Genomic DNA, 11,547 nt, shown 5'->3' with positions numbered 1-11,547 from the left:
CCGGATTGCCGGCCCTTTCATCAATGCTCAGACTGACTGCGCAGAATTACTCTTCGCTATCGTCCGCTGCATCATCGTCAGCGTCGGTTTCCGGGGCGATATCGTCATCACCCTCTGCCACCGTGCCGTCGATTGCGTCCAGCTCTTCGTCATCTACCGGCTCGGCTACGCGCTGCAGACCCACTACGTTCTCATCTTCCGCGGTTCGGATGAGGATCACGCCCTGGGTGTTACGGCCAACCACGCTCACTTCCGACACGCGAGTACGCACCAGCGTACCGGCATCGGTGATCATCATGATCTGGTCAGTGTCGGTGACCTGCACCGCACCCACCACGGAGCCGTTGCGCTCGGTGACCTTGATGGAGATAACGCCCTGAGTACCGCGCGATTTGGTTGGGTACTCGGTCTCTGCGGTACGTTTACCGTAGCCGTTCTGGGTCACGGTCAGGATCGCACCTTCACCACGAGGAATAATCAAAGAAACGACTTTGTCTTCACCCGCAAGCTTGATACCACGCACGCCGGTCGCAGTACGACCCATGGCACGAACGGCATCTTCTTTAAAGCGCACCACTTTACCGGCGGCAGAGAACAGCATCGCTTCATCAGACCCGGAGGTCAGATCCACGCCAATCAGCTCGTCACCTTCGTTCAGGTTAACCGCAATAATACCGGCAGAACGTGGGCGGCTGAACTCAGTCAGTGCCGTTTTCTTCACCGTACCGCTGGCGGTGGCCATAAAGACGTTGACGCCCTCTTCGTACTCGCGCACCGGCAGGATCGCGGTGATACGCTCGTTGGCTTCCAGCGGCAGCAGGTTGACGATCGGACGACCGCGCGCACCACGGCTTGCTTCCGGCAGCTGGTAGACCTTCATCCAGTAGAGACGACCCCGGCTGGAGAAGCAGAGGATCGTGTCGTGGGTGTTGGCCACCAGCAGACGATCGATAAAGTCCTCTTCTTTAATACGGGCCGCAGACTTGCCTTTACCACCGCGGCGCTGGGCCTCGTAGTCGGTCAGCGGCTGGTACTTAACGTAGCCCTGATGCGACAGCGTGACCACCACGTCTTCACGGTTGATCAGATCTTCAATGTTGATATCAGAGCTGTTCGCGGTGATCTCGGTGCGGCGCGCGTCGCCAAACTGGTCACGAACCAGCTCCAGCTCCTCGCGGATCACCTCCATCAGACGATCGGCGCTGCCGAGAATATGCAGCAGCTCGGCGATCTGCGCCAGCAGCTCTTTGTACTCGTCGAGGAGCTTCTCGTGCTCCAGGCCGGTCAGCTTCTGCAGACGCAGATCGAGGATCGCCTGGGCCTGCTGTTCGGTCAGGTAGTACTTACCGTCACGCACGCCAAACTCGGGATCCAGCCACTCCGGACGCGCGGCGTCATCGCCAGCGCCTGCCAGCATGGCCGCCACGTTGCCCAGATCCCACGCCTGCGCTACCAGCCCAGCTTTCGCTTCGGCCGGAGTCGGTGCACGGCGGATCAGCTCGATAATCGGGTCGATGTTCGCCAGCGCAACCGCTAACGCTTCAAGGATATGTGCACGATCGCGGGCTTTACGCAGTTCAAAAATGGTCCGACGGGTCACGACTTCACGACGGTGACGCACAAACGCAGAAAGAATATCTTTCAGGTTCATGATCTTCGGCTGACCGTGGTGCAGCGCAACCATGTTGATACCGAAGGAGACCTGCAGCTGCGTCTGGGAGTAGAGGTTGTTCAGCACTACCTCGCCCACCGCGTCGCGTTTGATCTCAATCACGATGCGCATGCCGTCTTTATCGGACTCGTCGCGCAGGGCGCTGATGCCCTCGACGCGCTTGTCTTTCACCAGCTCGGCAATCTTCTCGATCAGGCGCGCTTTGTTCACCTGGTACGGAATTTCGTGCACGATAATGGTTTCACGACCGGTTTTCGCGTCGGCTTCTACTTCCGCGCGCGCGCGAATGTAGATCTTGCCGCGTCCGGTGCGATAGGCCTCTTCGATACCGCGACGACCGTTGATGATCGCCGCCGTTGGGAAGTCTGGCCCTGGAATGTGCTCCATCAGCCCTTCAACGCTGATGTTCTCATCGTCAATGTAGGCCAGGCAGCCGTTGATCACTTCCGTCAGGTTGTGTGGCGGAATGTTGGTGGCCATCCCTACCGCGATACCGGACGCGCCGTTGACCAGCAGGTTCGGGATTTTGGTCGGCATGACGTCTGGAATGCGTTCGGTTCCGTCGTAGTTATCAACGAAATCGACCGTCTCTTTTTCCAGATCGGCCATCAGCTCGTGGGCAATTTTCGACATACGGATTTCCGTATAACGCATCGCCGCGGCGGAGTCGCCGTCTACCGAGCCGAAGTTACCCTGGCCATCGACCAGCATATAACGCAGCGAAAACGGCTGCGCCATACGAACGATGGTGTCATACACCGCCGTATCACCATGGGGATGGTATTTACCGATTACGTCACCAACGACACGGGCAGATTTTTTGTAGGCTTTATTCCAGTCATTGCCCAATACGTTCATGGCGTAAAGTACGCGACGGTGTACCGGTTTCAGGCCATCGCGGACGTCTGGCAGCGCACGGCCAACAATGACCGACATCGCATAGTCCAGATAGGAGCTCTTCAGCTCTTCCTCGATGTTAACCGGTGTAATTTCTCTCGCAAGGTCGCTCATCTAACCGCTATCCCTCTACTGTATCCCGGATTCAAAGGTCGCAAATTATAACACAGCCGACGTGATTCCGGTAAAGGAAACACCCCCGCCAATGCTTTATTGATACTTCTCTCCTGATATACTCAATGCACTGATTGATTAAGGAGTAAAAGCGCCCATGAATGCTGAAAAACCGCCGGTGGCTCAAAACGTTGACTATGAAGAGATCGCCAAATTTGAAGCCGTGGCGTCACGCTGGTGGGATACCGAAGGCGAGTTTAAACCGCTGCATCGTATCAACCCCCTGCGCCTGGGCTATATCGCCGAGCGCGTCGGCGGCCTGTTCGGCAAAAAAGTGCTGGACGTCGGCTGCGGCGGCGGCATCCTGGCCGAGAGCATGGCCCGGGAAGGCGCTAACGTCAGCGGCCTCGATATGGGCTTTGAGCCACTACAGGTCGCTCGCCTGCACGCCCTGGAGTCCGGCATTCATGTCGACTACGTTCAGGAGACGGTAGAGGAGCATGCGGCTAAGCAGGCAGGACAGTATGACGTCGTCACCTGCATGGAGATGCTGGAGCACGTTCCCGATCCGCAGTCGGTGGTGCACGCCTGCGCCCGCCTCGTTAAGCCAGGCGGCCACGTCTTCTTCTCGACGCTTAACCGCAGCGGTAAAGCCTGGCTGCTGGCGATTGTCGGCGCGGAGTACGTGTTGCGCATGGTGCCGAAAGGCACGCACGACGTGAAGAAGTTTATTAAACCCGCCGAACTGATTAGCTGGATCGACCCTACCCCGCTGCAGGAGCGGCATATGATTGGCCTGCACTACAATCCGCTTAGCGATCGCTTCAAGCTGGCCCCAGGCGTTGACGTGAACTACATGCTGCACACCCAGGCAAAAAACAGCTAACGTTATCTGAAAATGTGATGACAATTACGCAGCCTCATAAGCTGCGTAATTCACTTCCGCCAGTTCCGCGATGAAGATTTCAGCGTTCGATCACATTCACTTTTTTTTTTCACATGCGTTGACTTTCCTGTAGCCCTTATCGTTCGCGGACTTAGCGTTTATTACCTTTCCGCAACCGCAATTTAACCTCAAAATCAACTCTTGTACTGAAAAGAATCCAGACTAGAATACTCACCATATTGTGACGTTTTTATCAAACACCCCCTACATATAGTATTTATCCACAGGTTTAACCACAGTGTGAAAATGTGGATAAGCGGGGGATACTTTTTTTCTTAAGGACAGGTACATGAATCAGAGTCTGCTGGTGACGAAGCGTGATGGTCGTACTGAACGCATCAATCTGGATAAAATCCACCGGGTGCTGGATTGGGCGGCAGAAGGGCTGAATAACGTATCGATCTCTCAGGTTGAACTGCGTTCCCACATTCAGTTCTACGACGGCATTAAAACGTCCGACATCCACGAAACCATTATCAAAGCCGCTGCCGATCTCATCTCCCGCGACGCGCCGGATTATCAATATCTGGCTGCCCGCCTTGCCATCTTCCACCTGCGTAAAAAAGCCTACGGCCAGTTTGAGCCGCCGGTGTTGATCGACCACGTACGCAAGATGATTGAGCTGGGCAAATACGATAATCATCTGCTGGAAGACTACACGGAAGAAGAGTTCCAGCAGATGGACGGTTTCATCCAGCACGACCGCGACCTGACCTTCTCCTATGCGGCCGTAAAACAGCTGGAAGGCAAGTATCTGGTTCAGAACCGCGTGACCGGCGAAATCTACGAGAGCGCCCAGTTCCTCTATATTCTGGTTGCCGCGTGCCTGTTCTCTAACTATCCGCGCGATACCCGTCTGGACTACGTGAAGCGTTTCTATGACGCGGTCTCGACCTTTAAGATCTCGCTGCCGACGCCGATCATGTCCGGCGTGCGTACCCCAACCCGCCAGTTCAGCTCCTGCGTGCTGATCGAATGCGGCGACAGCCTGGACTCCATCAACGCCACCTCCAGCGCGATTGTGAAGTATGTCTCCCAGCGCGCCGGTATCGGCATCAACGCCGGTCGCATCCGCGCCCTCGGCAGCCCGATCCGTGGCGGTGAAGCGTTCCACACCGGCTGTATTCCGTTCTACAAGCACTTCCAGACCGCGGTGAAGTCCTGCTCCCAGGGCGGCGTGCGCGGCGGTGCGGCGACCCTCTTCTACCCAATGTGGCATCTGGAAGTGGAGAGCCTGCTGGTACTGAAAAACAACCGTGGCGTCGAAGGCAACCGCGTTCGTCACATGGACTACGGCGTACAGATCAACAAGCTGATGTACACCCGTCTGCTGAAAGGCCAGGATATTACCCTCTTCAGCCCGTCCGACGTGCCGGGCCTGTACGACGCCTTCTTTGCCGATCAGGACGAATTTGAGCGCCTGTACGTGCAGTATGAGCAGGACGAGAGCATCCGTAAGCAGCGCGTGAAGGCCGTTGAGCTCTTCTCGCTGATGATGCAGGAGCGTGCCTCCACCGGTCGTATCTACATTCAGAACGTTGACCACTGCAACACCCACAGCCCGTTCGATCCGGCGGTTGCGCCAGTGCGCCAGTCCAACCTGTGCCTGGAGATCGCCCTGCCGACCAAACCGCTGATGGACGTCAACGATGAGAACGGCGAAATCGCGCTCTGTACGCTGTCGGCGTTCAACCTTGGCGCTATCAATAGCCTCGACGAGCTGGAAGAGCTGGCCGTGCTGGCGGTACGTGCTCTGGATGCGCTGCTGGACTATCAGGACTACCCGATCCCGGCCGCAAAACGCGGGGCAATGGGCCGTCGTACGCTGGGTATTGGCGTGATCAACTACGCCTACTGGCTGGCGAAAAACGGCAAGCGCTACTCCGACGGCAGCGCCAACAACCTCACCCACCAGACCTTTGAGGCCATTCAGTACTACCTGCTGAAAGCCTCTAACGAGCTGGCGCAAGAGCAAGGCGCGTGCCCGTGGTTCAACGAGACCACCTATGCCCAGGGTATCCTGCCGATCGATACCTATAAAAAGGATCTCGACGCCATTACCGACGAAGCGCTGCACTACAACTGGGAAGCGCTGCGTCAGTCCATCAAGACCCACGGCCTGCGTAACTCTACGCTCTCCGCGCTGATGCCGTCTGAGACCTCATCGCAGATCTCTAACGCCACCAACGGCATTGAGCCGCCGCGCGGCCACGTGAGCATCAAAGCGTCGAAAGACGGGATCCTGCGCCAGGTGGTGCCGGACTATGAGCACCTGAAAAACAACTATGAGCTGCTGTGGGAGATGCCGAACAACGACGGTTACCTCCAGCTGGTGGGCATCATGCAGAAGTTTATCGACCAGTCGATCTCTGCGAACACCAACTACGATCCGTCCCGCTTCCCATCTGGCAAAGTGCCGATGCAGCAGCTGCTGAAGGATCTGCTCACTGCCTATAAGTTTGGCGTCAAGACCCTGTACTATCAGAACACCCGTGACGGTGCGGAAGATGCGCAGGACGACATGGTGCCTTCTATTCAGGACGACGGCTGCGAAAGCGGCGCATGTAAGATTTAATATCGTTTAGCCGGGTGACGCTTCGCTCACTCGGCCTACGGGATATTGTAGGCCCGGCAAGCTCTGCGCCGCCGGGCGCATACTAGCAGGACAGGAAACACTCGCATGGCATACACCACCTTTTCACAGACGAAGAACGATCAGCTAAAAGAGCCGATGTTTTTCGGCCAGTCGGTTAACGTCGCCCGCTACGATCAGCAAAAATATGACATCTTTGAAAAGCTGATTGAGAAACAGCTCTCCTTCTTCTGGCGTCCGGAAGAGGTTGACGTCTCGCGTGACCGCATCGACTTCCAGGCGCTGCCGGAGCATGAAAAGCACATCTTCCTCAGCAATCTGAAGTATCAGACGCTGCTAGACTCCATTCAGGGCCGCAGCCCGAACGTGGCGCTACTGCCGCTGATCTCTATCCCTGAGCTGGAGACGTGGGTCGAAACCTGGGCATTCTCCGAGACCATCCACTCCCGCTCCTACACCCATATCATCCGTAACATCGTCAACGATCCGGCGATTGTGTTTGATGATATCGTCACCAACGAGCAGATCCTCAAGCGAGCGGAAGGTATCTCCCACTTCTATGACGATTTGATCCAGCTAACCAGTTACTGGCACCTGCTGGGCGAAGGTACGCATACCGTCAACGGTCAAACCGTGACCGTGAACCTGCGCGAGCTGAAGAAGAAACTCTATCTCTGCCTGATGAGCGTTAACGCGCTGGAAGCGATCCGCTTCTACGTCAGCTTCGCCTGCTCTTTTGCCTTCGCCGAGCGCGAGCTGATGGAAGGCAACGCCAAGATCATTCGCCTGATCGCCCGCGATGAGGCCCTGCACCTGACCGGCACCCAGCATATGCTGAACCTGCTGCGTAGCGGCGTGGACGATCCGGAGATGGCGGAGATTGCCGAAGAGTGCAAGCAGGCCTCTTACGATCTCTTCGTACAGGCGGCACAGCAGGAGAAAGAGTGGGCGGAATATCTCTTCCAGGGCGGCTCGATGATCGGCCTGAACAAAGATATTCTCTGCCAGTACGTAGAGTACATCACCAATATCCGTATGCAGGCGGTGGGTCTGGATCTGCCGTTCCAAACCCGCTCCAACCCAATCCCATGGATCAATACCTGGCTGGTCTCTGACAACGTGCAGGTAGCGCCGCAGGAGGTTGAGGTGAGCTCTTATCTGGTCGGACAGATCGATTCGGAAGTAAACACCGACGATCTCAGCGACTTCCAGCTCTAATGGGTGCGGTGACGCTGCGCATCACTGGCGCACAGCTGCTGTGCCAGGATGAACATCCGTCGCTGCTGGCGGCGTTAGAGTTCCACAAGGTTGACGTAGAGTACCAGTGCCGGGAGGGCTACTGCGGCTCCTGCCGAACCCGGCTAATTGCTGGTCAGGTTGAGTGGCTCACCGAGCCGCTGGCCTTTATCCAGGCCGGGGAGATCCTCCCCTGCTGCTGTCGCGCCATGGGCGATATTGAACTCGATCTGTAGTGGCCGATCGGCAAATATAAAAAATCCCTGAACACACACATGTTCAGGGATAAATTTCCGGGTTGACATCACTCACGCCGGAATAGCTAACTCTCCGTTATTTTCTCAGAGCAGCGCTGGAGTTCACTGACTCTGTAATAGATTGGCGTAATATCAACATAGTTAATGATATAGCCGCTTCCCCTGACGTTGGCAATGAAGTCATCAGGTAATCCCAGCAGGCTGAGCCGACGATTAAGGTTTTTTAATACCTGCCACAGGCGCTGGCTCGATGGCACCAGATCGTTCTCCTCCCATACCACGCGCAGCAGCTCCTCGCGCGGCACCGTCGCATGACGGCCATGCTGTAATAGATAGACAAACAGATGCAGCATCGTATGGTTAAATAATACCGAGCCAAAGATAAATGATTTATCGGCGCTTCCCTGCGGCAGGCGATAAAGCCTTCGGTTTTCAATCTCGAAGTGAATTTCTTTGCCTATTACGTAACCGTATAGCCGATATCCCATCGTATCTTTACTCATATCTCTTAAAACTGTCCGTAGGGTGCCGTTCGATCCTTATTTCATAAGTCGCACTGATAATAAGGACGATTATATGGCGATAGTGAATACTTTCAACATACAGCCCGGCGCTTATTTTTACACGCCGCGATGCATGTAAATAAATTATTATTCGACGTTAACAGCAATATTTAGCGTTAAATAGTGAAAAAAGGTAAACAGAGAGTCGCACTGGGTCATCCAGGATCGTCGCGCGGATCATCAACATAATGTATTGATTTTACATGATTTATAAGAAGTAAATGCTACGTGAACCTTACCTGTTTCCGGGGCATAAAAAAAGGGCCTTGCGGCCCTTTTCTGTTTATTGCTTATTAACGACGCGCCAGCACTTCCGTATGGTGCCGCCTCTCACCGAACATCACCACAATCAGTAGCAGTACGGCCAGCACGCTTCCGCCGATCATCACCATAAAGCCGCCGTCCCAGCCGAAGAAGTCAACGGTATAGCCCACGATGGCGCTCGCCGCCACCGAACCGCCCAGATAACCAAACAGGCCGGTAAAGCCCGCTGCGGTGCCAGCCGCTTTTTTCGGGGCCAGCTCCAGGGCATGCAGACCAATCAGCATGACCGGACCATAGATGAGGAAGCCGATAACAATCATGCAGGCCATATCCACGCCCGGGTTGCCCGGCGGGTTAAGCCAGTACACCACGGTAGCAATGGTCACCAGCGTCATAAAGAACACGCCCGTCGCACCACGGTTGCCTTTGAACACCTTATCCGACATCCAGCCGCACAGCAGGGTGCCCGGGATCCCCGCATATTCATACAGGAAGTAGGCCCACGAGGATTTATCCAGCGCAAAGTGTTTCACCTCACGCAGGTAGGTCGGCGACCAGTCGAGGATGCCGTAGCGCAGCAGATAGACAAAGACGTTGGCTATCGCGATGTACCACAGCAGCCTGTTGGGCAGGACATACTTCATGAAGATCTGTTTAGCGGTCAGCTCCTCTTCGTGCTGCTCGCTGTAATCATCCGGATAGTCATTCTTGTACTCTTCAATGGGCGGCAGCCCCTGAGACTGCGGCGTATCACGCATCAGCGCAAAGGCAATAATTGCCACCACAATCGCACCGAACGCTGGCATATAGAGTGCGGCTTTCCAGTCGTTGAACCAGGCCATTCCTAGCAGGAACAGCAGAGGCGGAATACCGCCGCCCACGTTATGCGCGCAGTTCCACACCGAGACAATGCCGCCGCGCTCTTTCTGCGACCACCAGTGCACCATGGTGCGACCACACGGTGGCCACCCCATCCCCTGGAACCAGCCGCATAAGAAGAGCAGTACGAACATGACGGCAATGCTCGATGTCGCCCACGGCACGAAGCCCATGAACAGCATCACCGCCGCCGCCAGGATCAGCCCGGCAGGCAGGAAAACGCGTGGATTAGAGCGATCCGATACCGAGCCCATAATGAACTTGGAGAAACCGTAGGCAATGGAAATGCCCGACAGCGCGAATCCGAGATCGCCGCGGGAGAAACCCTGCTCTACCAGATAGGGCATCGCGAGGGCGAAGTTTTTACGCACCAGATAGTACGCCGCGTAGCCAAAGAAGATGCCGATAAAGATTTGCCAGCGCAAACGACGGTAGAGCGGATCAATCTCTGCCTTTCCCAGGCGCGCCTGATGTGGCGCTGGTTTAAAGATACTGAGCATGTAGCCTCCGTGGCCAAGTATTAAATGTGTAGGGTTAACGTGCCTCACCACTTCAGCGAGGCCGACGATGTTAAGAAATATCGGCAATTGTTACTGTGAATCCACGCACAGATTGTTACAGAAATATGACAAAAATGCGCAAAAAAGCGCAAAAAAGCGCATAATATCGCAATATCGAGCGAAATGAATCAAAAAACAGATTAGAAAGGATTAAATGATAAGAAAACGAACATAAAGGAGGGGGACGTACGGGAGTGTTAAGATGTCCACCGACAAAGGCGGTGAACATCCTGGAATGCTACAGGCAGAAGCGGATCACGCTACAAACAGGGAATCGACCACGCTCACCCAGCCGTGATCGCTGGCGACATCTTTACCGCTTAGCCAGCGGCGCAGTATGTTCAGGGCCATCATGGCACACACTTCCTGACGGATGGCCACGCCGTGGCGTCCGGTGCTGAATTTCACTCGCAGCGCGTGAGTACCCTGCGGCGTAGCGAGGGCAAAGTTAATGTGCTCCTCGTCCAGCCCGCCGACGCTCAGGGCCAGCCCGGCCAGGTGGCGGTTGCGCTGCTCAGTGGCCCAGCGCGCGGTCTGCTCCAGCGTGTCGGCCTGGAACGGTAGTACCTCGCTCGCCAGCAGCGGAGCAGACGCACGGGAGAGTTGCAGCGCCAGCAGGCCGCTGGTGAACTGCTCGCTAACGGTCAGGCTCAGCTGCTGCTCACGCATCTTCTCTGCCAGCAGCGCCGGTAGCCCTTGGGTGCCTTCAAAGATCAGGCTCTCGCCCGCAACGCGCTGCACCTCTGGCCACAGCGCCTCCATGGCTTCACGCTGCTCTGCCGGGCCGGTCAGCTTCAGCTCGATGATCGGCATGGATGAGCGGTAGCCCATCACCACCCCTTCCGGTAGCTGAAGGTGATCCAGGCTCTGGGCCAGATCGCTCTCGGAGCGGCCAAAGGTGGTCAGGCGCAGGCAGACTGGCGGCAACGGCAGGCTAAAGCGCTCCCGCAGACGCGGCAGGATCTCCTGCTGCACCATTACCTTAAATTCAGAGGGTACGCCCGGCGTAAAGAACATCAGGCAGCGGTTAAGCTTGACGGCAAAGCCGCAGGCGGTGCCCACCGGGTTATCGATCAGCTCCGCGCTGGCTGGGATCTCCGCCTGCTTGCGGTTGCTGGGTGCCATCACGCGCCCGCGCTCGGTGAAGAAGCGCTCCATGTGGCTGAGCCACGCTTCATGCAGTACCAGTTCTTCGCCCGCTGCGGTAGCGGCTGCCAGCGCACTGAGATCGTCGCTGGTCGGCCCCAGGCCACCGTTAACGATTAAGATATCGGCGTGCTCGCTGCGTTCGCGCAGAATGGCAACCAGATCGTTAAGGCTGTCGCCCACGGTATTGCGGCGCGTCAGCGGCAACCCTTCGGTGAAAAACAGATCGGCAAGCCAGGCGGCGTTAGTATCCACAATCTGACCATGCAGGACTTCATCCCCGGTAGACAGCATTTCCACGTTTATCATCGTGATCTCCGTACTCTTCCTTAACTGTTGTCGGAGTACTATAACGCATGGGGAAGCAAATAGCGGCAGGATCCAGCAGGAGAAAAGGCGCGGCAGAGTACCGCGCCGGAG

At 56.2% G+C, this 11,547-nt stretch carries 8 protein-coding genes; 4 read left to right on the top strand and 4 right to left on the bottom strand.

The window, feature by feature from the left end:
* Window positions 1–46: 46 nt before the first annotated feature.
* Window positions 47–2,683 carry a DNA topoisomerase (ATP-hydrolyzing) subunit A gene (gene gyrA / locus FN633_RS13825; RefSeq protein ID WP_154058091.1) on the bottom strand — a complete coding sequence of 879 codons (2,637 nt, stop codon included), beginning with the start codon at window positions 2,681–2,683 and terminating at the stop codon, window positions 47–49.
* A 157-nt stretch (window positions 2,684–2,840) separates the two neighbouring features.
* Between gyrA and ubiG the strand changes: the two genes are divergently transcribed.
* The 4 genes from ubiG (at window position 2,841) to yfaE (ending at window position 7,694) form a co-directional block, all read left to right on the top strand.
* Complete coding sequence (gene ubiG, locus FN633_RS13820) at window positions 2,841–3,569, top strand: bifunctional 2-polyprenyl-6-hydroxyphenol methylase/3-demethylubiquinol 3-O-methyltransferase UbiG (protein ID WP_154058090.1); 729 nt, start codon at window positions 2,841–2,843, stop codon at window positions 3,567–3,569.
* Between the two features lie 349 nt (window positions 3,570–3,918).
* Window positions 3,919–6,204 (top strand): class 1a ribonucleoside-diphosphate reductase subunit alpha, encoded by a 2,286-nt coding sequence (nrdA, locus tag FN633_RS13815; RefSeq protein WP_154058089.1) that lies wholly within the window; start codon window positions 3,919–3,921, stop codon window positions 6,202–6,204.
* 105 nt (window positions 6,205–6,309) lie between these two features.
* Window positions 6,310–7,440, top strand: a complete 1,131-nt coding sequence (gene nrdB, locus FN633_RS13810; RefSeq protein ID WP_042389616.1) for a class Ia ribonucleoside-diphosphate reductase subunit beta — start codon at window positions 6,310–6,312, stop codon at window positions 7,438–7,440.
* Window positions 7,440–7,694 carry a class I ribonucleotide reductase maintenance protein YfaE gene (gene yfaE / locus FN633_RS13805; protein WP_042389614.1) on the top strand — a complete coding sequence of 85 codons (255 nt, stop codon included), beginning with the start codon at window positions 7,440–7,442 and terminating at the stop codon, window positions 7,692–7,694. Before nrdB ends, yfaE begins: the two co-directional genes overlap by 1 nt.
* An 86-nt stretch (window positions 7,695–7,780) precedes the next feature.
* Here the strand turns inward: yfaE and FN633_RS13800 are convergent, their stop codons facing one another.
* The 3 genes from FN633_RS13800 to FN633_RS13790 form a co-directional block, all read right to left on the bottom strand.
* Window positions 7,781–8,218 carry a winged helix-turn-helix domain-containing protein gene (locus FN633_RS13800; RefSeq protein WP_341805713.1) on the bottom strand — a complete coding sequence of 146 codons (438 nt, stop codon included), beginning with the start codon at window positions 8,216–8,218 and terminating at the stop codon, window positions 7,781–7,783.
* 353 nt (window positions 8,219–8,571) lie between these two features.
* A complete protein-coding gene (gene glpT, locus FN633_RS13795; RefSeq protein ID WP_154058088.1) occupies window positions 8,572–9,921 on the bottom strand; it encodes a glycerol-3-phosphate transporter in 1,350 nt (449 codons plus the stop codon).
* 315 nt (window positions 9,922–10,236) lie between these two features.
* Window positions 10,237–11,436 carry a nicotinamide mononucleotide deamidase-related protein YfaY gene (locus FN633_RS13790; protein WP_154058087.1) on the bottom strand — a complete coding sequence of 400 codons (1,200 nt, stop codon included), beginning with the start codon at window positions 11,434–11,436 and terminating at the stop codon, window positions 10,237–10,239.
* Window positions 11,437–11,547: the final 111 nt, after the last annotated feature.

This window comes from Pseudescherichia vulneris (assembly GCF_902164725.1).
Taxonomy (GTDB): Bacteria; Pseudomonadota; Gammaproteobacteria; order Enterobacterales; family Enterobacteriaceae; genus Pseudescherichia; species Pseudescherichia vulneris.
The sequence above is the reverse complement of the archived record's forward strand: the minus strand, read 5'-3'. Positions and strand labels throughout refer to the sequence as shown.

What these genes read in the sequence shown, in the direction of transcription:
- gyrA (WP_154058091.1), bottom strand. Translation starts at nt 2,683, where the DNA reads ATGAGCGACCTTGCGAGAGAAATTACACCGGTTAACATCGAGGAAGAG.
- ubiG (WP_154058090.1), top strand. Translation starts at nt 2,841, where the DNA reads ATGAATGCTGAAAAACCGCCGGTGGCTCAAAACGTTGACTATGAAGAG.
- nrdA (WP_154058089.1), top strand. Translation starts at nt 3,919, where the DNA reads ATGAATCAGAGTCTGCTGGTGACGAAGCGTGATGGTCGTACTGAACGC.
- nrdB (WP_042389616.1), top strand. Translation starts at nt 6,310, where the DNA reads ATGGCATACACCACCTTTTCACAGACGAAGAACGATCAGCTAAAAGAG.
- yfaE (WP_042389614.1), top strand. Translation starts at nt 7,440, where the DNA reads ATGGGTGCGGTGACGCTGCGCATCACTGGCGCACAGCTGCTGTGCCAG.
- FN633_RS13800 (WP_341805713.1), bottom strand. Translation starts at nt 8,218, where the DNA reads ATGAGTAAAGATACGATGGGATATCGGCTATACGGTTACGTAATAGGC.
- glpT (WP_154058088.1), bottom strand. Translation starts at nt 9,921, where the DNA reads ATGCTCAGTATCTTTAAACCAGCGCCACATCAGGCGCGCCTGGGAAAG.
- FN633_RS13790 (WP_154058087.1), bottom strand. Translation starts at nt 11,436, where the DNA reads ATGATAAACGTGGAAATGCTGTCTACCGGGGATGAAGTCCTGCATGGT.